Source organism: Microbulbifer sp. MCCC 1A16149 (genome assembly GCF_050368945.1).
In the GTDB taxonomy this organism is placed as follows: Bacteria; Pseudomonadota; Gammaproteobacteria; order Pseudomonadales; family Cellvibrionaceae; genus Microbulbifer.
Genome location: NZ_CP185959.1, coordinates 3,207,966 through 3,230,000, shown reverse-complemented (window position 1 = coordinate 3,230,000; position 22,035 = coordinate 3,207,966). Strand labels below are relative to the sequence as shown.

General features: G+C 57.3%; 16 protein-coding genes and 2 rRNA genes (1 of these 18 cut by a window edge). 15 read left to right on the top strand and 3 right to left on the bottom strand.

What is annotated here, in order from left to right:
* From ACONT6_RS13595 to ACONT6_RS13555, 9 genes are all read left to right on the top strand, one after another.
* Nucleotides 1–2,120 (top strand): 23S ribosomal RNA (locus ACONT6_RS13595); it begins 763 nt to the left of the window's first position.
* A 213-nt stretch (nt 2,121–2,333) separates the two neighbouring features.
* A 5S ribosomal RNA gene (gene rrf, locus ACONT6_RS13590) occupies nt 2,334–2,449 on the top strand.
* A 601-nt stretch (nt 2,450–3,050) separates the two neighbouring features.
* Nucleotides 3,051–3,530, top strand: a complete 480-nt coding sequence (locus tag ACONT6_RS13585; protein ID WP_428819002.1) for a glutathione peroxidase — start codon at nt 3,051–3,053, stop codon at nt 3,528–3,530.
* Nucleotides 3,527–4,021 (top strand): MarR family winged helix-turn-helix transcriptional regulator, encoded by a 495-nt coding sequence (locus tag ACONT6_RS13580; RefSeq protein ID WP_428819001.1) that lies wholly within the window; start codon nt 3,527–3,529, stop codon nt 4,019–4,021. The genes ACONT6_RS13585 and ACONT6_RS13580 overlap by 4 nt, the downstream gene beginning before the upstream one ends.
* Before the next feature lie 491 nt (nt 4,022–4,512).
* A complete protein-coding gene (locus ACONT6_RS13575) occupies nt 4,513–6,048 on the top strand; it encodes a 2-isopropylmalate synthase (protein WP_428819000.1) in 1,536 nt (511 codons plus the stop codon).
* Nucleotides 6,049–6,084: 36 nt separating this feature from the next.
* Nucleotides 6,085–6,882, top strand: coding sequence for a hypothetical protein (locus ACONT6_RS13570; protein WP_428818999.1), 798 nt, complete (start codon nt 6,085–6,087; stop codon nt 6,880–6,882).
* Nucleotides 6,883–6,922: 40 nt separating this feature from the next.
* A complete protein-coding gene (rimI, locus tag ACONT6_RS13565) occupies nt 6,923–7,447 on the top strand; it encodes a ribosomal protein S18-alanine N-acetyltransferase (RefSeq protein ID WP_428818998.1) in 525 nt (174 codons plus the stop codon).
* 81 nt (nt 7,448–7,528) lie between these two features.
* Nucleotides 7,529–8,902, top strand: a complete 1,374-nt coding sequence (locus ACONT6_RS13560) for an MATE family efflux transporter (RefSeq protein ID WP_428818997.1) — start codon at nt 7,529–7,531, stop codon at nt 8,900–8,902.
* Nucleotides 8,903–8,922: 20 nt separating this feature from the next.
* Nucleotides 8,923–10,053 carry an alpha/beta fold hydrolase gene (locus ACONT6_RS13555; protein WP_428818996.1) on the top strand — a complete coding sequence of 377 codons (1,131 nt, stop codon included), beginning with the start codon at nt 8,923–8,925 and terminating at the stop codon, nt 10,051–10,053.
* Between the two features lie 7 nt (nt 10,054–10,060).
* Here ACONT6_RS13555 and ACONT6_RS13550 read toward each other — a convergent pair whose 3' ends face one another.
* Complete coding sequence (locus tag ACONT6_RS13550; RefSeq protein WP_428818995.1) at nt 10,061–11,830, bottom strand: M24 family metallopeptidase; 1,770 nt, start codon at nt 11,828–11,830, stop codon at nt 10,061–10,063.
* Between the two features lie 290 nt (nt 11,831–12,120).
* Between ACONT6_RS13550 and prfC the strand changes: the two genes are divergently transcribed.
* The 6 genes from prfC (at nt 12,121) to tpx (ending at nt 17,655) form a co-directional block, all read left to right on the top strand.
* On the top strand, nt 12,121–13,704 hold the full coding sequence (gene prfC, locus ACONT6_RS13545; protein ID WP_428818994.1) for a peptide chain release factor 3: 1,584 nt from the start codon (nt 12,121–12,123) through the stop codon (nt 13,702–13,704).
* A gap of 57 nt (nt 13,705–13,761) precedes the next feature.
* The gene (locus ACONT6_RS13540; protein WP_428818993.1) at nt 13,762–14,397 is read left to right on the top strand and encodes a 1-acyl-sn-glycerol-3-phosphate acyltransferase; all 636 of its coding nucleotides are present in this window, start codon (nt 13,762–13,764) and stop codon (nt 14,395–14,397) included.
* Between the two features lie 17 nt (nt 14,398–14,414).
* Nucleotides 14,415–15,182 (top strand): TSUP family transporter, encoded by a 768-nt coding sequence (locus ACONT6_RS13535; protein ID WP_428818992.1) that lies wholly within the window; start codon nt 14,415–14,417, stop codon nt 15,180–15,182.
* Between the two features lie 3 nt (nt 15,183–15,185).
* A complete protein-coding gene (locus ACONT6_RS13530) occupies nt 15,186–15,533 on the top strand; it encodes a hypothetical protein (RefSeq protein ID WP_428818991.1) in 348 nt (115 codons plus the stop codon).
* Between the two features lie 64 nt (nt 15,534–15,597).
* Entirely contained in the window at nt 15,598–17,004 is a 1,407-nt protein-coding gene (locus ACONT6_RS13525; protein ID WP_428818990.1) for a M20/M25/M40 family metallo-hydrolase, read from the top strand.
* Nucleotides 17,005–17,160: 156 nt separating this feature from the next.
* Nucleotides 17,161–17,655, top strand: coding sequence for a thiol peroxidase (tpx, locus tag ACONT6_RS13520; RefSeq protein ID WP_428818989.1), 495 nt, complete (start codon nt 17,161–17,163; stop codon nt 17,653–17,655).
* Between the two features lie 91 nt (nt 17,656–17,746).
* On the opposite strand, the gene ACONT6_RS13515 is transcribed toward tpx, so the two are convergent.
* Both ACONT6_RS13515 and ACONT6_RS13510 read right to left on the bottom strand, forming a co-directional pair.
* A complete protein-coding gene (locus ACONT6_RS13515) occupies nt 17,747–19,633 on the bottom strand; it encodes an MFS transporter (protein WP_428818988.1) in 1,887 nt (628 codons plus the stop codon).
* 258 nt (nt 19,634–19,891) lie between these two features.
* Nucleotides 19,892–21,979: a M13 family metallopeptidase gene (locus tag ACONT6_RS13510; RefSeq protein WP_428818987.1), complete on the bottom strand. Its 2,088-nt coding sequence runs from the start codon at nt 21,977–21,979 to the stop codon at nt 19,892–19,894.
* Nucleotides 21,980–22,035 lie beyond the last annotated feature (56 nt).

The window sequence follows — 22,035 nt, the reverse complement described above, 5'->3', positions numbered from 1 at the left end:
GAAAGGCTAATCAAGCCGGGAGATAGCTGGTTCTCCTCGAAAGCTATTTAGGTAGCGCCTCGCGTCTCACCCACGGGGGTAGAGCACTGTTTGGGCTAGGGGGTCATCCCGACTTACCAACCCCATGCAAACTCCGAATACCGTGGAGTGCAATCGCGGGAGACACACGGCGGGTGCTAACGTCCGTCGTGAAAAGGGAAACAACCCAGACCGCCAGCTAAGGTCCCAAATATCAGTTAAGTGGGAAACGATGTGGGAAGGCCCAGACAGCTAGGAAGTTGGCTTAGAAGCAGCCATCTTTTAAAGAAAGCGTAATAGCTCACTAGTCGAGTCGGCCCGCGCGGAAGATATACCGGGGCTCAAACTGATAACCGAAGCTGCGGATGCTCTTATGAGCATGGTAGAGGAGCGTTGTGTAAGCCGCTGAAGGTGAACTGTGAGGTTTGCTGGAGGTATCACAAGTGCGAATGCTGACATGAGTAACGACAAGGGGGGTGAAAAACCTCCCCGCCGGAAGACCAAGGGTTCCTGTCCAACGCTAATCGGGACAGGGTTAGTCGGCCCCTAAGGCGAGGGCGAAAGCCGTAGTCGATGGGAAACAGGTTAATATTCCTGTACTTGCAATTGCTGCGATGGAGTGACGGAGAAGGCTAGGCCAGCACGGCGATTGGTTGTCCGTGTTTAAGGTAGTAGGCTGGGGACTTAGGCAAATCCGGGTCCCTAAGGCCGAGAGCTGATGACGAAGCTTACTTCGGTAAGTGAAGTGGTTGATGCCATGCTTCCAGGAAAAACTTCTAAGCTTCAGGCAATTGCGAACCGTACTCTAAACCGACACAGGTGGTCAGGTAGAGAATACCAAGGCGCTTGAGAGAACTCTGGTGAAGGAACTAGGCAAAATGGTACCGTAACTTCGGGAGAAGGTACGCCGGTTTTGGTGATGGGACTTGCTCCCTAAGCTGAGGCCGGTCGAAGTGACCAGGTGGCTGCGACTGTTTATTAAAAACATAGCACTCTGCAAACACGTAAGTGGACGTATAGGGTGTGACGCCTGCCCGGTGCCGGAAGGTTAATTGATGGGGTTAGCTTCGGCGAAGCTCTTGATCGAAGCCCCGGTAAACGGCGGCCGTAACTATAACGGTCCTAAGGTAGCGAAATTCCTTGTCGGGTAAGTTCCGACCTGCACGAATGGCGTAACGATGGCCACGCTGTCTCCACCAGAGACTCAGTGAAATTGAAATCGCTGTTAAGATGCAGTGTACCCGCGGCTAGACGGAAAGACCCCGTGAACCTTTACTACAGCTTTGCACTGAACTTTGAGCCTACTTGTGTAGGATAGGTGGGAGGCTTTGAAGCAGTGACGCTAGTCATTGTGGAGCCATCCTTGAAATACCACCCTGGTATGTTTGAGGTTCTAACTCTGGTCCGTTATCCGGATCGAGGACAGTGTATGGTGGGTAGTTTGACTGGGGCGGTCTCCTCCCAAAGAGTAACGGAGGAGTACGAAGGTGCACTCAGCATGGTCGGAAATCATGCAATGAGCATAATGGTATAAGTGCGCTTGACTGCGAGTCAGACATGACGAGCAGGTACGAAAGTAGGTCATAGTGATCCGGTGGTTCTGTATGGAAGGGCCATCGCTCAACGGATAAAAGGTACTCCGGGGATAACAGGCTGATACCGCCCAAGAGTTCACATCGACGGCGGTGTTTGGCACCTCGATGTCGGCTCATCACATCCTGGGGCTGAAGCCGGTCCCAAGGGTATGGCTGTTCGCCATTTAAAGTGGTACGCGAGCTGGGTTTAGAACGTCGTGAGACAGTTCGGTCCCTATCTGCCGTGGGCGTTGGAAATTTGAGAAGAGTTGCTCCTAGTACGAGAGGACCGGAGTGAACGAACCTCTGGTGTTCGGGTTGTCACGCCAGTGGCATTGCCCGGTAGCTATGTTCGGACGGGATAACCGCTGAAAGCATCTAAGCGGGAAGCCTCCTTCAAGATTAGATTTCCCTGACTCCTTGAGAGTCCTAAAGGGCCGTGGAAGACTACCACGTTGATAGGCTGGGTGTGGAAGCGTTGTGAGGCGTTGAGCTAACCAGTACTAATTGCCCGTGCGGCTTGACCATACAACAGAGATGGTTACTAACGATTACTGATCAGATGATCGATCAGTGGATTGTGCGCGAGACGAGACATACAGATCTTGCGGTGTATTACTACAGAATGTTTTACCGACTTATTTGGGTTGATTGTTAGCTGCGAAAGCAGTGGCAAACGAACAATCAAGCGGCAGCGCCGAGCACAGAGCTCATAAGACCAAGCCAACCCAAGCCAGTTTGCCTGACGACCATAGAACTGTGGAACCACCTGATCCCTTGCCGAACTCAGAAGTGAAACGCAGTATCGCCGATGGTAGTGTGGTGTTTCGCCATGTGAGAGTAGGTCATCGTCAGGCTTCTAAATAAAAGAAAGGGCCACCCATTTGGGTGGCCCTTTTTTTATTTAGGATACGCTGAATTACTGCCACTACCACGCAGCGCCAAAGCGCTGCCATGTGACCGGCCATGCTCCGCAGGAGTAAAGCCGGGGGCGCCGAAGGCGTCGCACCGCGATGGCGAGCACCGCTCGCCACCCAGTGTAGGTCCACAGACTTCCAGCCACCGGCACCACCAGACCGAACACAAAAAAAAGGCCCCCGATCGCTAATGCGACCAGGGCCTTTTTTATATCTACACACCCCTACAAAACCAAACCCGCCCAAAAAAACACCGTCGCTTTTTTAAACGTTTTCCGCAACCCAACAACCACGCCACTCACACCCAATATCCCACACTTACCCACAGCTCTGTCCAGAGTTTCTGTGAGTAACACGCCTGTGTATAACTGAAAAAACGTTATTAAATTCAATCCACAAGCTTGTAAGAAAAATCCGGCTACAAAACCCTGCTCGATACCAGCACTAACTTATCTGCAGGTTTTGCATTATGAATTTAAATTGTGCACAATCAAATTGTGCAGAAGATTATTGAAATCACGACCAAATCAGGGGAGTCCCCATGTCCGATATCTATTCCATTCCGGTTCAGTCCAGTGACGGTAAGCCCACCACTCTGGAAGAGTACAAGGGCAAAGTACTGTTGATTGTGAATACCGCAAGCAAGTGCGGTTTCACACCGCAGTACAAGGGGTTGGAAGAGCTGTACCGAAAGTACAAAGACAAAGGCCTGCTAATACTCGGTTTTCCTTGCAATCAGTTTGGCCAGCAGGAGCCCGGCAGTGATAGCGAAATCCAGGAGTTCTGTACTCTGAACTATGGGGTGAGCTTTCCGGTGTACGCAAAGCTGGATGTGAATGGGAGCAATGCGCACCCGTTGTTTTCCATGCTGAAGAAAAGTGCACCGGGCATCCTGGGCACCGAGGGGATCAAGTGGAATTTCACCAAGTTCCTGGTAAACCGGGACGGGGAAGTGGTGAACCGTTATGCGCCTAAAGACAAGCCTGCAGACCTGGCCGCGGACATTGAGAACCTGCTTTGAGTCGATCTGAACCCAAACCTGATCGCGAGGGAACGGATTCCCTGCGCCTGGACCGGCAGCTGTGCTTTGCCCTTTACGCCAGCTCGCGGGCGATGACCCGTGCCTATCAGCCAATGCTGCGCGAGTTCGGCATCACTTATCCACAGTACCTGGTGCTACTGGTGCTGTGGCAGTGGGATGAGGAGCGGCACGCCGCGGAGCTGTGGACAGTTAGCGCCCTGGGGAGCGAGCTTATGCTCGATTCCGGTACCCTGACGCCGCTGTTGAAGCGAATGGAGAGCCAGGCGTTGTTGCACCGTCGGCGTAGTGCTCAGGATGAGCGTGTTACGTTGATAGAAATTACGGATACGGCGCGCGCCCTGAGGCGCGAAGTGAAGGCCTGGCGGGACAGTGCGCTGGGCGAACTGGCTGTGCCCAAGAGTAGGCTGGAAACACTGCACCGGGAGCTTTGGAAGTTATTAGATGCACTACAGGCTGCTAGTGCAAAATAGGATAAGCCTTTCCTTTTGTGGTAATTAGGCAATTTTATTTTGCATTGATTCTGGTTTTGCCTGCAAAAATTAGGATGGCTGTTGATGTGCGGGGGCTCGAGACTTATAGTTCATTCCTGAGCTTCCCGGACATTCGTCTCGGCGGAGCCGGTCGGGATGGCTCGATGTCCGTTCCGAGAATCAATATTCCCAGAAAGTTGAAGCAGCCATGTATCCCGCAGCCCCTGTCGACCAGCCTGTGTCGGTCGTGAGGCCACAGGCCTCCAGATCTTGTTTCGTGCGCGCGTCGCGCCCCAACTCCGTATTGGCGAATGCCATTACCCAGATCCCAGCTGCCCTCCTACGACTAGCAAGCCTGCTACGACTGCCGCGCCGCGGCATATAATTTTATCCCCATACCTCTCTACAGAATTCCGTACTTAATTTGAGCAGTGCATAGACAGCGGCGTCACCGCTGTTTAGCCTCGGGCAAGACTAGGAGACGAGCCCTGATGAACACTAATAAAGATAAATTAGTCATTTTTGATACAACCTTGCGCGACGGTGAGCAGAGCCCCGGCGCGTCAATGACCAAAGACGAAAAAGTCCGCATCGCCAGTATGCTCGAGCGTATGCGTGTAGATGTGATTGAAGCCGGCTTTGCCATCGCCAGTCAGGGCGATTTCGAAGCCGTGCAGGCCGTGGCAGAAGCCGTAAAGGACTCCACCGTGTGCAGTCTGGCCCGTTCGGTAAAAGGGGATATCATTCGTGCCGCCGAATCCCTGAAAAAGGCCAACTCTTCCCGAATCCATACGTTTATTGCAACATCCCCCATCCATATGAAGTACAAGCTCCAGATGGATCCGGAGGATGTGCTGCGTCAGGCTGTGGAGGCGGTCAAGCTTGCCCGCAATTACACCAACGATGTGGAATTCTCCCTGGAAGATGGCAGCCGTTCCGAGCCGGAGTTCATGTACCGGATCATCGAAGAGGTGATCAAGGCCGGCGCCGGGACCATCAACATTCCCGATACGGTGGGATATGGCGAACCCGGGGAATACGGCGCGATGTTCAAGCGCGTTATTGAAAATGTACCGAACTCTGACAAGGCGATATTTTCCACCCACTGTCACAATGACCTTGGCCTGGCTGTCGCCAACTCCCTGTCGGCGGTGATGAACGGTGTCCGCCAGGTGGAGTGCACCATCAATGGTCTGGGTGAGCGCGCCGGTAACGCATCTCTCGAAGAGATCGTGATGGCAGTACGGACCCGTCAGGATCTCTACCCGGTAGAAACGGGTATCGATACGACCCATATCGTGCCGACTTCGCGCCTTGTCTCGTCGATTACCGGTTTCCCGGTTCAGCCCAACAAAGCGATTGTTGGCGCAAACGCCTTTGCCCATGAATCCGGTATCCACCAGGACGGCGTGCTCAAGCACCGCGAAACGTATGAAATCATGCGTGCCGAAGACGTGGGCTGGGGCCAGAACCGCCTGGTTCTCGGCAAGCACTCCGGCCGTGCCGCGGTCAAAGCGCGCTACGAGGAGCTGGGCATCACTTTCGCCGATCCGGCAGAGTTCAACGTGCTGTTCCAGCGCTTCAAGGATCTCGCCGACAAGAAGCACGAAATCTTCGACGAGGATCTGCAGTCACTGATTTCCGGTGCCGCAGATCCGGTGGAGCACTATCAGCTCGCAGATCTCGAGGTGCGCAGCAAAAGCGGCAGCAACCCGCAGGCGCATCTGCAGGTGGTCATTGATGGCGAAAGCCACTCCTGCAGTGCCGAAGGCAGCGGGCCGGTTGATGCTACGTTCAAGGCAATCGAATCGGTGGTGGGCAGCAATGCAGACCTGAAACTGTATTCGGTCAATGCCGTTACCCAGGGCACTGACTCCCAGGGCAGTGTCACCGTTCGTCTCGAGCGCGATGGTAAACTGGTCAATGGTGTGGGTGCGGATACCGATATTCTGGTGGCATCCGCAAAAGCGTATCTGGATGCATTAAACTTGCTGGCCAGTAAAAGTAACAAGCCGCAGGGCGTTTGATCGCCTCGGTGGTATGGCCGGTAAACGGGGACTGATGTGAACGAACTACAGCGGACGGAATATCTGACGGCACTGGGAGTTACCAGTTATATGCCGCGCTTCCGCTTGCCGCTGGCAGCGGAGCCGATCCAGGCGCCGCTGCCTCCGCCCGCTGAAGAGGCGCCTCAGGCCCCGCCCCGCGCCGCCCTGATGGCTGAAGTAGCCGCGCCTGAACAGTCTGGTGGTGGCAATGCGGATGAAGTGCGCAGCGAGATCGTCGCGCGCACTGACTCCGTCGACCCGGCTCCAGAGTTGGGGCGGGTAATTGGCAGTATTACCAGCGAAGCGCGAGTTACCGCGACAGCCAAAGCGGCCCCCGTGGCACCGCCGCAGCAACAGGTGGCCCCATTTGTGCTGAGTTGCTGGTGGTTGGGCGAAGAGGTGCTCGCGGTCGACAGTCGCGAGCCGGGAACCGCTCTGCCGGTGGAGTCCCTGTTTGGTAATATTGCCCGGGCGCTGGGCTGGCACCAGCTGCCGACCGGGCGCGACAAGTTGCGCTGGCCGCTGACAGAAAACCCTTTCGCTGCAGCCGCCGGGGCCGATGATGCCCGTGATACCTGTTCGAGCTGGCTGGAAGCGGCCTGCGTGCGCAAGCCGGTCAAGTCCATCTGGTTGATGGGCGAGCAGGCTCAAAGTTACTGCGCGCCAGTGACTTTGGAGGGTCCCGTAAACGACTGGCAGGGCGTATCGGTAGTGTCCATGCCCAGCCTGACCGAACTGCTGACGCAACCGGCCCGCAAGCGTGAAGTATGGAATCTGCTGCGCAAGCTATACCCCGAACAGACTCGTCGCTAAACTGTCGCCCCCGGCAACGGCCGACCATGGAAGTCGCCTTTTGAAATCTCCTTCCCGTGATGCTCGTCCCATGCCCGATGTCGATGCGGTGGGCACATTAATCCTGCAACAAGCGCAACTGTCAGATGCCGATGCCCTGGCGACCCTGGCACGCAGTGCCCACAGCCACCCGTGGAGCGCAAAGCAATATCGCGATAGCCTCGAGTCGGGCCATATCTGCTGGGTATTCCACGCGCCGGCTAATGAGACGCCGGGTGTAATCGATGAGCAGGAGATTGCCGCCTGCTGTGTCGTCAGCCGCGTTTTTGATGAAATAGAAATTCTTGACGTGGCAGTGGCTCCCCGCTGGCGACGCCTGGGTGTCGCGGAGCGGTTACTGCAGGACATTTTTTCCTGTCTGCCCGAGGACGTGGCGCGGGTCCTGCTCGAAGTGCGGGTATCCAATCGCGCGGCGCGTGGGCTCTACCACAAGCTCGGTTTTACCGAAGACGGTCGCAGGAAAAACTACTATCCGAAGTCCGATGGCAGCCGCGAAGACGCATTGCTGATGAGTCTGGTATTGTAGGCGCCTGCTAGCGGGCAGTCGCTCCGGCCGCGCCAATATTCCTCGCCGCGCTTACCGGGACTGCCATTGACCGGAATACACATGCCATCGAATCGTAACCAACCGTCCCTGCTTGAAGGCCCGGTCGCGGGCCATCTGCGTCGCCTCGCCCTACCGATGGTGTGGGGCATTCTCGCCACCATGTCGTTCAATGTGGTGGATACCTATTTTGTTGCGCAATTGGGCAGCGCTCCGCTCGCCGCCATGAGCTTCACCTTTCCTGTGGTGATGGTCATTAACGCCCTCGCCATCGGGCTGGGTGCGGGGACTTCCTCCGCCGTTGCGCGCGCCTACGGCGCCGGTGACATGCAGCGGGTACGGCAACTGGTCAGCGACGCCACCTTCCTGGCCCTACTTATCGCACTGGTGGTTAGTGCCGCAGGCCTGCTCACCATTGAGCCATTGTTCCGCCTGCTCGGTGCACAGGAGCAACTGCTGCCGCTGATCGCAGACTATATGGTGCCCTGGTATTTCGGTGCGGTTTTCGCCGTGGTGCCGATGGTATCGCTGTCGGCATTGCGGGCTATCGGTAATAGCGCGATTACCGGGCGAATTCTGATGGCGGTGGCTTTCTTCAACCTGATACTGGATCCGCTGCTGATTTTTGGACTGTTCGGGTTTCCGCGTCTGGAATTGCAAGGGGCGGCGTTGGCGACGGTGATTGCCCGCGGTCTGAGCTTTGCCATCGCGCTTTACGTGCTGGTACGGCGCGAACATATTCTGGGGGCACCCAGCTGGCAGTGGCCAGCGCTGCGGGAGTCGTGGCGCACCCTGTTGGCAGTGGGGCTGCCAGCGATCGCCACCAATGTGATTATCCCCATGTCCGGTGGTGTGGTAGTTGCGCTGGTTGCCAAGCATGGCGCCGACGCAGTGGCGGGCCTCGGTGTCGCCCTGCGTATTGAGCCGGTAGCATTAATCGTGTTTTACGCTCTGTCTTCGGTGGTGGGGCCATTTATGGGGCAGAACGCGGGTGCCGGAAGGTACGATCGGCTACTGCAAACAGTTGCAGTGCTGGCGAGGTTCTGTATCGCTTTTGGGCTGGGGCTGGCGGTTACCTTGTGGCTTGTCGGGGGATCGCTGGTTTCCCTGTTTAGTGAATCCCCGGAGGTTATTGCAGTCGCTATCGCTTACCTCAGCCTGGTGCCATTCAGTTATGCCGGTTACGGTTTTGTGATGTCTGCTAATGCCGCTTTCAACGGCCTCGGCCACCCGCTACCGGGCACGCTGATTTCCTTCCTGCGGGTGCTGGGTTTGTACCTGCCGCTGGCCTGGTTGGGCAATCACTACTGGGGAATCACCGGGCTATTCGTGGCGACGTTAATTTCCAACCTGGTATTGGGCGGCGCTGCCTGGTGGTGGTTGCGCCGCTATCTGGGTGGACATCAATCCGAGCTCAGCAGTGTGGCGGTTAAGTAAAATAAATAGGAATGTGTCGGATGATCTGTGCTGGACGTTTTTCTGCAATCGATCTACACAAGGGGTTTTCCTGTGTCTTATTGCTGCTGTTCGCCGTGCTTTCAGCGAGTCCTCTCTCTGCCAAAGAGAGTCCGTTTGATCGTTACCCGATTCACTTTACTACGGTAAATGACACCGCCATTGCCTATCAGGATATGGGGCCAAAAGACGGCGAACCGGTACTGCTGATCATGGGCCTCGGGGCTCAGATGCTGCACTGGGGGGATACGCTGGTGCAGGGACTGCTGGATCGCGGCTACCGCGTTGTGTTGTTGGATAACCGCGATGCGGGACTGTCGCAGAAATTCTACGGTTTATCCGCGCCGCCAGTTTGGTGGACGCTGGTGCGCACCAAGGTCGGATTCTACCCCACCCCCGCCTATACCCTCGGGGACATGGCGGTCGATGCGGTGGGTGTACTGGACGCGCTGGAAATATCGCGCGCACATGTGGTGGGCGCCTCCATGGGAGGAATGATTTCCCAGGTTTTGACTGCCAACTATCCACAGCGGGTTGCCAGTCTTACTTCCATCATGTCCAGCTCCGGCGCACCGGACCTGCCGGAGTCCAGCCGCGAAGCCATTACAGCATTGGCAGAAGGGGCCAAGTCAGGGCTTGCCCGGGACGAGGAGCTGGAGAATAGGGTGATGATCGCTCGCGCGATTGGATCACCAGAGTTTTTCGATGAAGAATACGCGCGGCAGCTGGCAGCCCGGGTATTGAATCGCGGCAGTTATCCACCGGGAACAATTCGGCAGCTCCAGGCCATTCTCGCCAGCGGTGATCGCTCTCCCATGCTGGCAACCATCGACGTACCGACCCTGGTGATTCATGGCGACCGAGACCCGCTACTGCCACCGGACCACGGGCGGGATACTGCGGAAAAGATCCCCGGCGCCCAGCTGGTGATGATAGCGGGGATGGGGCATTCACTGGAGCCAGAGGTCAGTGAGCGTGTACTCGATGTGCTGCCCCCGTTTTGGGAGTCGGAGCATAACGGGGATACCACGAAGTCCGATGACCGGCCCGAAAAATCGGTCGAGCCGGAAATTGTTGTCCTCAGAAATGAAGAACCTGAGGCACCCGCCAAGCCTTCGGGTGCCACTCACTGAGTGCTATTTAATAGATAGGCTGAGTAACCGCATCCAGCCACACTTGAGTTTTTTCATCCACCAGTGGCATCAGGGTTTCGCGTACTTTCCGGTGATAGTCATTTAGCCACTGCAATTCCTTTTCCGTCATCAGGGTCGGCTCGATCAGCTGGCGGTCGATTGGTGCAAGCGTCAGTTCCTCGAATTCCAGAAAGCCTGCATGCTCAGGGCTCTCCCTGACGAAGATCAGGTTTTCGATGCGGATACCGTATTCGTCGGCCAGGTAGAAACCCGGCTCGTTGGACACGATCATGCCCGCTTCCAGGGGCACATTGGTATTCGCCTTGCCGATACGTTGCGGACCCTCGTGCACGCTCAGAAAACTGCCGACGCCGTGTCCGGTCCCGTGGGCGTAATCCAGTCCGGCATCCCACAGGGATTTGCGGGCGAAGGCATCGATCTGCTCGCCACAGGTGCCGACGGGGAAGCGCAGGCTCGCGATGGCGATATGCCCCTTGAGCACCCGGGTGAAATGCTCTTTTGCCTGCGCAGGGAATTCGCCCAATGCGACGGTGCGGGTGACGTCGGTGGTGCCATCCGGGTACTGGCCGCCGGAGTCGATCAAATAAATGCCCTGGGCTTCCATCCGCAGGCTGGATTTCGGGGTTACGCGGTAGTGCACAATTGCGCCGTTACCCCGATAGCCGGAGATGGAATCAAAGCTGTCGTCGGTGAACCCTTCCCGCTGTTCGCGTTTTTCCCGCAACAGTTTTACCGCTTCCAGTTCACCAAAATTTTCTCCCTTTACCGCGTCGGGCAGCTCTGCGAGAAACTCACACAGGGCGGCGCCGTCGCGGATATGGGCCGCGCGGCTGCCTTCCAGTTCCACAGAGTTCTTGATGGCCTTGGCGCCGGTGATTGGGTCTCGCTCGAGCAGTACCTGTATTTCGCGGTTTCTGAGTTCGTGCAGGGTCCAGCAGTTGGTGAGTGCGGGGTCTGCCCACACCCGCTGTACATGCTGGCGCTCGGCGGCGGCAAACAGTGCAGATTTTTCGGTCACCAGTTCGACCTGATGGCCGAGGTGCTGGCGCAGGGCGTCGCCGATGGCGTTTCCCGCCAGGTACAGAGTGGCGCTGCCGTCCCTGTACAGGAAGCCCATAGAGAGGGCGACGGGCAAATGTGGGATATCACTGCCGCGGATGTTGAACAGCCAGGCACACACTTCGGGGTTGGCGAGCCACAGGGCTTCCTGGTTTTTGTCGGCAAGCAACTGGGCGATACGCTGGCGCTTGCTGTCGGAATCTTCGCCGGTAAAGGTCTGGGGATGGGGGCGCGCGGGGCCAGAGGGCGCCGCAGGACGGTCCTGCCAGATACTGTCGATGGGGTTGGTGTCCAGGGCGCGCAGCTGGATGCCGCACTCCTCGAGTCGTTTCTTCAGGGGCGCGAGGCCGGGTTCGGTGTGTAGCCGCGGATCGTAGCCGAGGACGTCGCCTTCACGGAGGGCGCTGCACAGCCAGTTGGCGATGTCTGCGGGGGCGAGGTTGTGCTGCTCGATGGGCTGGGTGCCGATTTGCTGTTTGGCCTGGATGGTGTAACGGCCATCGACGAACAGGGCGGCGCGCTCGGTGGTGACGGCGGCGAGACCGGCGGAGCCGTCAAAGGTGGTAAGCCAGGCGAGACGCTCGTCAGCAGCGGGGACGTATTCATTCTGGTACTCGTCGCACCGGGGCACCAGGAAGCCCTGTACCTGCTGTATGGATAGCGCCTGCTGTAGTGCCTCCAATCGTTCCTGACTCATTATTCACCTCTGTCTATTGAGTGCCGTGGCGGATCCAATAACCAGGGACAACTTGCGGGACACGCCGTGAACCCATCCCTGGGGGCTCGGCTGCGGCCATCCGGGCCGCAGACGGTCCCGCAAGTTGTCCCCGGTCATTGGATCCTTCATATCGCATATTGTTGTCGCTGGAAGCAGAGCCAGCCAAATTTAGCCGCAGTCTAGGTTCCTCGAATCGCCATTTCCAGCGATTCCCGCGCGCCAGACGTGTATAATGCGCGCCTGTTTTTTATCCAGTCTCAAGTTGCATTATGGGTCAGTCTTCAAACTTGGCGGGCATCAATGGCCGCCGTACCTTTGCCATCATTTCCCACCCGGACGCCGGTAAAACCACGGTGACCGAGAAGCTGCTGTTGTTCGGAAATGCGATCCAGCTGGCGGGGTCGGTCAAGGGCAAGAAGGGCCCCCACGCGCGCTCTGACTGGATGACCATGGAGCAGGAGCGGGGTATTTCCGTGACCTCCTCCGTTATGCAGTTCCCCTACAAGGAGCGGGTGGTGAACCTGCTGGATACCCCGGGGCACGAGGACTTCTCTGAGGATACCTACCGGGTACTGACCGCGGTGGATTCCGCATTGATGGTGATCGATGGCGCCAAGGGTGTCGAGGATCGCACCATCAAGCTGATGAACGTGTGCCGCCTGCGTACCACGCCGATTCTGTCGTTTATCAACAAGCTGGACCGGGATATCCGCGATCCCATCGAGGTGATGGACGAGATCGAGGAGGTCCTGAATATCCAGGCGGCGCCGATCAATTGGCCGCTGGGCTCCGGTAAGCTGTTCAAGGGTGTGTACAACCTCTATACCGACACCATTCACGTGTTCAAGCAGGGGCAGGGGCACACGATTCCCGAGGATATCCAGATCAAGGGACTGGATTCCGATGAGGCGACAGCGTTGCTGGGCGAAGACGCGGAGGAAATTCGCGAGGAAATCGATCTGGTGCGCGGCGCGACCCACGAGTTTGACCTGGAAGCTTACCGTGCGGGCGAGCTGACGCCGGTGTTCTTTGGCACGGCGCTGGGCAACTTTGGTGTGCGCGAGATGCTCGACGGTTTTGTGGAGTGGGCGCCGGGTCCACAGTCCCGCGCTACCAACGATCGCGAAGTGCAGCCCAGTGAGGACAAGTTTTCCGGCTTTGTTTTCAAGATCCAGGCAAATATGGATCCCAAACACCGCGACCGGATTGCCTTTATGCGGGTGTGTTCCGGTACCTATAACCGCGGTATGAAAATGAAGCATGTACGTATCGGCAAGGATGTAAAAATCGCCGATGCGGTGACCTTCATGGCCGGCGACCGCACCCATGTGGAAGAGGCGATCGCGGGTGATATTATCGGCCTGCACAACCACGGCACCATTCAGATTGGCGATACCTTTACCGAGGGCGAGAGCCTGAAATTTACCGGTATCCCCAACTTTGCGCCGGAGCTGTTCCGCCGTATTCGCCTGAAAGACCCGCTGAAACTCAAACAGCTGCAGAAAGGTCTGCAGCAGCTGTCAGAAGAAGGATCTACCCAGGTTTTCTTCCCGCTGGATAACAATGACATCATTGTCGGTGCGGTGGGGGTGCTGCAGTTTGAGGTGGTCGCCTATCGTCTGAAGGACGAGTACAAGGTGGAAGCCATTTACGAAAATGTAAATGTGAACACCGCGCGCTGGGTCGACAGTGAAAGTGCCAAAGAGCTGGAAAACTTCAAGCGCAAAGCCAGCACCAATCTGGCTCTGGATGGATCGGGGCATCTGACCTATCTGGCACCGACGCGGGTAAACCTGCATCTGGCGGAAGAGCGTTATCCGGATGTGCGCTTCTATGCAACGCGGGAACACTGATTCCTCGGCTTGATTTTGTGTCTATAGCAGTACTTACGCAGTAACCATTGAGAAGAGATGATGACCGTGACTGTTGCCAAGAAAACCACTATCCCCGCGCATTTGCCTGAAGAAATGCCACGTAACGGCAACTGGTTTACCCGTGGCACTGGCCTGCTGATCGTGAAAGCACTGGGCTGGCGTATCCATGGTGAATTCCCGAAAGAAAAGAAGGTGATGGTGGCGCTGGCTCCACACACTTCCAACTGGGACTTCGTGGTGGCGATGCCGTTTATCATGGCGCTGGGCCTGAAGGCGTCCTGGTTGATGAAGAAGGAAGCATTTTTCTTCCCGTTCAAAAACCTGTTCAAATGGCTCGGCGGCATCCCCACCGACCGCTCTGCTGCGGGTGGCATGGCCAAGCAGGTAGCGAGTCAGTTCCGGAAAAATGAGAAAATGTGGGTCGCTATCACCCCGGAAGGCACCCGCAAGAAGACCGCAAAATGGAAAAATGGATTTTTGCGTATTGCCTATGCGGCGGATGTGCCGGTGGTTCTGATTGCGTGGGACTTTCCCAGCAAGCAGATCTGTGTGGACTCCGTTTACCGGCCCACCGGCAATCTGGAAAACGATATGCGTGAAATCCAGAGACGTTTCCATAGGTACAAAGGTCGCAACCCGGAATACCAGACGGATTTTGACGAAGCGGCCTGAACCAGACCGGAGAATGAGTGATTCAACTTGCCGGTGACCTGACACCCGCTGTCTACCTGATTCTTACCATAGTCGCCTTTGCCGCCGGCTTTATCAGCTCTATTGCCGGCGCCGGCGGCATGATTACCCTGCCGGCACTGCTATGGGCCGGCATTCCACCGCTGGATGCGCTCGGAACCAATAAATTCCAGAGTGTATTCGGCACCCTGTCTTCGACCCTGAATTTCTTCCAGAAAGGGCACCTGGATTTTCGTCCGCTGTGGCCGGGCTTGCTGGCGGCCATTGGTGGATCCTGTCTGGGCACCTGGTCGGTAACCCGGCTCGGGGGAGAACAGCTGCAGACCTTGCTGCCGATACTGCTGATCGTCATTTCCCTGTATTTTGCGTTTTCCCCGCGCATTGGCGATATCGATGCAAAGCCGCGAATGGGCAATGGCTGGTTCAACCTGTTGATCGGTGGGGGGATCGGCTTTTACGGCGGATTCTTCGGGCCTGGTATGGGCTCCTTCTACGCACTCGCATTTGCCGCGCTGCTGGGGTACAACATGCGCAAGGCCACGGCACATACCAAACCGCTGGTGCTGGCTACCAATGCCACATCCATGTGTATCTTCATGGCTGCCGGGCACCTGTTGTGGTCCCTGGCCCTGTGCATGTCTGCGGCCCAGTTTGTCGGCGCCAGGCTGGGGTCGAACCTGGTGATCGCGCGTGGGGCAGCACTGGTGAAGCCGGTAATCATCGTGGCCACCCTTGTACTGGCGGTCAAACTTTTACTGGAGGCGTGAGCCGTGACCATCGTCATAACCCTGTGCCTCTCCTTTGCGATATTTGCCCTGATTATCTGGGGCCTGATGCATATGCGGACACCGCGTTTCCGGATGGAGAGGGCAGACTTCCAGCGCGGGCTGGAAGACGTGATTGCCGGACAGGCAGATGAAAATGAATGGCGGATCCTGACGGGCTACCCCATGCGCCATGACCCGGACCTGGAACAATTGCGGCTCGAGTGCCTGCAAATTGAAGAAGACGAATACACCGGTAAACAGCCGTATCTGTTTACCGAAGCGGGCCTGCACAAGCTGCGCGACATTCGGGAGCGCTTGCTGGCACTGCCATTGCAGGAAGAATCCGAATAACACCCGATAACGAACTCATTTAACACCCTCTTATAACAACCCCAATGCTGTAACTGGAGAAATCATGTTGAACCCCCTGAAGAGTGTTGCCGGCGGATTGGCCGCCGCACTGGTGGCGGTGGCTGCCCAGGCTACCCCGCTGAAGCAGGAAGACTTGTCTGTAGCGGAAGTGTTGCGCGATCGCGCACTGGAATCCTCTGATGCCTACAGTATCGTCGAGTCCCTGACCGTGGAAGTGGGCCCGCGTCGCGCAGGCACTAAGGGGGATGAACGCGCAGTGGCCTGGGCGCAGGAAAAGATGAAAGCACTGGGTTTTGACCGGGTCTATACCGAACAGATCGATGTGAAGCGCTGGGCCCGCGGCCATGCGCACGCGGAAGTGACAGCACCTTTTCCGCAGCCGCTGGTGGTGACCTCCCTGGGCTACGGGGCTTCCACCCCGGAAGGCGGGCTTACCGCTGAAATCGTGGAATTTTCCGATGTGGAAGCGCTGATGAAGGCGCCGGCACGCAAGGTGAAAGGCAAGATCGCATTCATCAACAAGCGTATGGAGCGTGCCCGTACCGGTGAGGGCTATGGTCCCGCAGTACAGGGACGTAGCAAGGGGATGCGCGCCGCGGCGGAGAAAGGCGCTGCAGCCATGCTGCTGCGCTCCGTGGGGACCGACTCCGATCGTTTCCCCCACACTGGTATGATGTCGATCGATGGTGTCGAGAACCCGGTGCCTGCGCTGGCCCTGTCCGCACCGGATGCCAACCTGCTGGAGGCCATGCTGGAGCGCGGCAAGCCAGTGGAGGTGAAGCTGAATGTGCACAATGAAGCACTGGCAGACGGCCCTTCTTTCAATGTGATTGGCGAAGTGGTTGGTCGCGAGAAGCCGGAAGAAGTGGTTCTGATCGGTGCACACCTGGATAGCTGGGACGAAGGTACGGGCGCACTGGATGACGGTGCTGGCGTTGCCGTGGTGATGGAGACCGCGCGCCTGATTGCAGAATTGCCCCAGCGCCCCCGTCGCACCCTGCGCGTGGTGCTGTTCGGCGCCGAGGAAATTGGCCTCGTCGGTGCCAAGCAGTACGTGGAAGCCCATCAGAACGACCTGGAAAAAATTATCATGGTGTCCGAGTCGGATTTCGGCGCCGGCAAGATCTGGCGCTTTGACACCCGTATTCCGGAGAGCAAGTTCGCCATCGCCGACCAGATGATGCAGCTGCTGGCCCCGCTGGGTATCGAGCGCGGCAATAACAAGTCCTCCGGTGGACCGGACAGTAGTGTATTTGTGGCCCAGGGCGTGCCCGCCATGGGACTGTATCAAGACGGTACCGACTACTTCGATTACCATCACACGCCCAACGACACGCTGGATAAAGTGGATCCGGACAACCTCAAGCAGAATGTGGCTGCGTGGGTGGTAATGTCGTTCCTGGCGACTGAAATGGAAGGGGACTTTGGTCGGGTGTCGATCGAACACTGATCAGCTTGTCGCCTGTTTTCGCGCTAAAAGCCCCGCAATTTGTGGGGCTTTTTTGTCTCCAGTCATTGTCTGTGTATTACCCGCCACTTGATTGACAATGCCATATCCCCTCGTCATGCTGCCTTCACTTTCATCAGGCAAGTCAAGGAATACGCAATGGCCAATATCACCCTGAAAGGAAACCCGATTACCACCGTTGGTGAACTGCCTGCCGTGGGCAGCCAGGCGCCGGCGTTTACCCTGGTGCAGGGAGATCTGTCCGAGATCACCCTGGAGGACCTAAAGGGTAAGCGCGTGGTACTGAATATTTTCCCGTCTGTGGATACCCCGACCTGTGCCACCTCGGTACGCACCTTCAATGAAAAGGTCTCGTCCCTGGATAATACCGTTGTGGTTTGTGTGTCCGCGGACCTGCCGTTTGCCATGACCCGCTTCTGCGGTGCCGAGGGGATCGAGAATGTGAAGCTGGGTTCGGCGTTCCGCGCAAGCTTCGGTGACGATTACGGCGTGGCGTTTGAGACTGGTCCATTGAAAGGGCTGCTGTCCCGCTCGGTGGTTGTGATCGATGAAAACGGCAAAGTGGTTTACACCGAACAGGTGGCAGAAACCGCGGATGAGCCGAGCTACGAGGGTGCCATCAGCGCGCTCTGATTTCCGGCCAATACCGCCTATAAACAAAAACGCCGCGACAATTGTCGCGGCGTTTTTGTTTAAGCGGGCTTACAAGTAATGTCCTGTCTCGTTAGCGGTGCTGTCCGCGCAAATCCAGCACGGTTTCCTGCAGCGCTTCCGCTTTGACCTCCGTTGCTGCCAGCGGATTTCCCGCCACCACACAGACACGGGACCAGAAACGTCGGGGCAGGGTACTGAACGCCGTGCCATCCTTGTGACTGAAAAAACTGCCCCACAGGCCGCGCAGTGCCATGGGGATAACCGGCACCGGGGTGCGCTGCAGAATCTTCTCGATCCCGGCCTTGAAAGGCTGTAGCTCGCCATCTTTGGTCAGCTGGCCTTCGGGGAAAATACACAGCAGATCCCCGTCTTTCAGTCCCTGTTCAATCTCGGCAAATGCCTGTGCATAACCTTCCGGGTCCTGTTGCTTGGAGCAGATGGGAATGGCGCGGCTGGTTTTGAAAATAAAATGCAGAACCGGGATTTCGTAGATGGGCTTGTACATGATAAAGCGGATAGGGCGGCGCACTGCCCCTGCCAGTAGCAGCGCGTCCACGTAGCTGACATGGTTACAGGCAATGATCGCCGCACCTTCCGCGGGGATCTTGTCCAGGCCGTGGTGTTTTACCCGGTACATGGTGTGCGACAGCAGCCAGATCAGCAGGCGCATGGCGAATTCCGGTACCCGGTTGAATACGAAAATCGCAACCGCGGCATTCATCAGCGCGATGATCAGGAAAAACTGCGGGATGGTCGCTTCGAGCACGTTGAGGAATACAATCCCCAGTACCGCGGCGACCACCATAAACAGTGCATTCAGAACATTGTTTACCGCAATAATACGTGCGCGAATGGTGGGTTCCGAGCGTTCCTGCATCATGGAATACAGTGGCACGATAAAGAAACCGCCGAAGATCCCGATCAGGGTCAGATTGATCAGAATACCCAGTGCGCCATCGTTGGCCCAGAAAGCGGCTACCGTGGACTCCACCGGTGGCTGGTAGTTGCCCGTGGCGGAAGCCAGCAGAATCCCGACCACGGTCAGTCCCGCCGCACCGATCGGCACCAGCCCCAGTTCAACGCGCCCGCCTGAAAGCCGCCCGCACAGCAGCGAGCCGATTGCCACGCCGATGGTAAAGCAGCACAGCAGCAGGGTAACCAGGGATTCACTGCCTCCCAGTACATTGCGGGTAAGGCTAGGGATCTGGGTAAGGTAGGCCGCGCCCAGCAGCCAGAACCAGGAAATACCGATAATCGCGTAAAACACCGAGGGTGTTTTCGCTGCTTCTTTCAGAATCCGACCGGTCTGGGTGACGGGGTTGTAATTGATTTTCAGGTCCGGCGCTGGCGCCTCGGCCCGCGGGATATTGCGCGCGGCGAGATAGCCCAGTGAGGCGGTGATCATGATGATGGCAGATATCCACCACAGCCCGGATTCTCCCTCACCGGTGCGGCCCGCCAGCAGGCCACCGACGATGGTGCCGAGCAGAATGGAAACAAAAGTACCCATTTCCACCAGGGCATTGCCGCTCACCAGTTCGGTTTTTCTCAGGTGCTGGGGGAGGATGGCGTATTTTACCGGACCGAAGAAAGCCGACTGCACACCGAGCAGAAACAGGACGGTGAGGCACAGATAGTTATTGCCACTGAACAGCGCCCCGACACCGAAAGCGCCGATACCGATTTCCGCGAGCTTGATCCGCCGGATCAGCACGCTCTTGTCGGTCTTGTCCGCCACCTGGCCGGCGGTGGCGGAGAACAGGAAAAACGGCAGGATAAACAGGCCGGCGGCGAGGTTGATCAGGAAGTTGGCCTCGGTGGCGGCAAGGCGGAAGGCGATCATCACGATCAACGCGTTCTTGAACACATTGTCATTGAAGGCACCGAGAAACTGGGTGCAGAAGAAGGGTAGGAAGCGTCGGCTGCCAAGCAGCTGAAACTGGTTATTGTGGGCCATATTGGTCTCCCCAAAGTCCTTTGCGAACAATGGTAAGCCATTAGAGCCAAGAGAGGCAGGGGAATTGTCTGGTCGAAGATTAGAAGTTGGAGCGAAGGTGCTGCTACCGGGGACAGGTTTGCGAGACCTTCTAAAACAGGGATGTTTTAGAAGAGCCCCCAGGGATGTGTCCACGGCGTGTCTCGCAAACCTGTCCCCGGTAGCGGCACCGCCAGTGCGTGGGAACAATGCACCGGCGGGTTGGTTAAGGAGTGCGAGTTACCAGATAACCACACGTTCCTCTTCCGGCAGGTACATACCGTCGCCTTCCTTCACGTCAAACGCGGAGTAGAATGCCTCGATATTCGGCAGCACGCCCTGTACCCGGTACTCCGCCGGGGAGTGCGGATCGGTCTTCAGGCGCTCGCTCAGGGCCTCGTCGCGCATCTTGCTGCGCCAAACCTGTGCCCAGCCGAGGAATACGCGCTGATCGCCATTGAAGCCATCGATCACTGGTGCCTCTTTACCGTCCAGGGACATCTTGTAAGCCTTGTAAGCGATACCCAGGCCAGACAGGTCGCCGATGTTTTCTCCCAGGGTCAGTTCACCGTTCACGTGCTCGCCTTCCAGCGGCTCGAAAGTGTTGTACTGGGAAACCAGCTTGCCGGTCAGGTGCTCGAAGTTTTCCAGGTCGGAGTCGGTCCACCAGTTGTTCAGGTAGCCCTTGCCGTCAAACTTGCTGCCCTTGTCGTCGAACCCGTGGCCGATTTCGTGGCCAATCACACCGCCGATACCGCCGTAGTTCACCGCATCGTCCGCGTTCATGTTGAAGAACGGCGGCTGCAGGATGGCTGCCGGGAACACGATTTCGTTGCGCGCCGGGCTATAGTAGGCATTCACGGTCTGCGGAGACATGCCCCACTCGGTGCGATCCAGAGGTTTGCCCAGTTTGCTGCGGTCGTGTGCAGAATCGAACAGGTTGGATGCCAGAACATTGCCGGTGAGGTCGTCGGCGCTGACTTCCAGCGCACTGTAATCACGCCATTTGTCCGGATAACCGATTTTGGTGGTGAAGTTGGCCAGCTTGGTCAGGGCTTCCTGCTTGGTGGTGTCGCTCATCCAGGTGAGTTCCTCGATGGAGCTCTTGTAGGCAGCCTTGAGGTTGTCGACCAGCTCTACCATGCGCGCCTTGGCTTCCGGCGGGAAGTACTTCTCTACATAGCGCTTGCCCACCAGTTCGCCAACGGAACCGTTTACGAACTGCACACCGCGTTTCCAGCGGGGTTCCATTTCCTTGGTGCCGCGCAGGGTGGTGCCGTAAAAATCAAAGCGGGTCTGCGCCAGTTCGCCGTGCATGTAGGGTGCCATGGCAGTCAGTACCTTGATTTTCAGGTAGCGCTTCCAGGTCGCGATATCGGTATCGGCGATAATCTGGTTGGCGGCTTCCAGGTACTCGGGCTGGCCCACGGAGAAGTGGCTCTCTCCATCCAGCATGGCGTCTGCCAGGTAGATGTCCCAGTTGATTGCGGGCATCAGTTTGGCCATGTCGCTGGCTGCGGTCTTGTTGTAGTACTTGTCCGGATCGCGGTTCTCTACACGGGTGCGGTGGTGCTCCGCGAGGCTCTTCTCCAGCTGGTAAAGGGTTTCCGCACTGGCTTCGGCGTTATCCAGGCCGGCGATATTCTGTACTTTTACCAGGTATTCTTTATAGGCCTGCTGCAGCTTCTGGCCCTTCTCCGAATCGTCGAAGTAGTAGTCGCGGTCGGGCAGACCGAGGCCCGCCTGCCAGAAGAACACCATGTAGGATTCGACGTTTTTCAGGTCTTGATAAACAGTGGCCCCGAACGGCACGTCGTAGCCCGCCATATCGGCATAGGCGAAGAACCGGGTCAGATCGTCCATTGACTCGATCGCGTCGACCTTATCCAGCTCACCGGAAACCGCAGACAGACCTTTCTTCTCGATCAGCTCCTCGTTCATGAAGCTGTTGTAAAGATCGCCGATCTGCTTGGCATCGGCGCTTTCGGCGTGTTCGCCGGCTTCCATGATCAGGCCTTTCACTTCCTCGGTGGCTTTGTCACGCAGGATGCTGAAACCACCCCAGCGGGACTTGTCCGCGGGGATCTCGGTGTTTTTCATCCAGTTGCCGTTGACGTAGCTGTAGAAGTTGTCTTGAGGGCGTACGCTGGTGTCCATGGCGCTGAGGTCGATACCGGAACCCAGGGTTGCGACCTGGGAGGCGCTGACCTCTGAAGCGGGGGTGTTCTGGGCATTGTCCACAGCCGGGCTTTCGGACTTTGAGCAGCCGGTAAGAGTGGTTCCGGCAATGGCGCTGGCAATCGCCAGGGGAAGAAGCAGTTTTTTCATAGTTGGCCTTTTGGGCTTGTTATATATGGTCGTTGATTGGACCGGTGAAAATCGGG

Coding starts and splice junctions, on each gene's coding strand:
- ACONT6_RS13585 (WP_428819002.1), top strand. CDS start 3,051: ATGTCCGATATCTATTCCATTCCGGTTCAGTCCAGTGACGGTAAGCCC.
- ACONT6_RS13575 (WP_428819000.1), top strand. CDS start 4,513: ATGAACACTAATAAAGATAAATTAGTCATTTTTGATACAACCTTGCGC.
- ACONT6_RS13560 (WP_428818997.1), top strand. CDS start 7,529: ATGCCATCGAATCGTAACCAACCGTCCCTGCTTGAAGGCCCGGTCGCG.
- ACONT6_RS13555 (WP_428818996.1), top strand. CDS start 8,923: ATGATCTGTGCTGGACGTTTTTCTGCAATCGATCTACACAAGGGGTTT.
- ACONT6_RS13550 (WP_428818995.1), bottom strand. CDS start 11,830: ATGAGTCAGGAACGATTGGAGGCACTACAGCAGGCGCTATCCATACAG.
- prfC (WP_428818994.1), top strand. CDS start 12,121: ATGGGTCAGTCTTCAAACTTGGCGGGCATCAATGGCCGCCGTACCTTT.
- ACONT6_RS13540 (WP_428818993.1), top strand. CDS start 13,762: ATGATGACCGTGACTGTTGCCAAGAAAACCACTATCCCCGCGCATTTG.
- ACONT6_RS13525 (WP_428818990.1), top strand. CDS start 15,598: ATGTTGAACCCCCTGAAGAGTGTTGCCGGCGGATTGGCCGCCGCACTG.
- tpx (WP_428818989.1), top strand. CDS start 17,161: ATGGCCAATATCACCCTGAAAGGAAACCCGATTACCACCGTTGGTGAA.
- ACONT6_RS13515 (WP_428818988.1), bottom strand. CDS start 19,633: ATGGCCCACAATAACCAGTTTCAGCTGCTTGGCAGCCGACGCTTCCTA.
- ACONT6_RS13510 (WP_428818987.1), bottom strand. CDS start 21,979: ATGAAAAAACTGCTTCTTCCCCTGGCGATTGCCAGCGCCATTGCCGGA.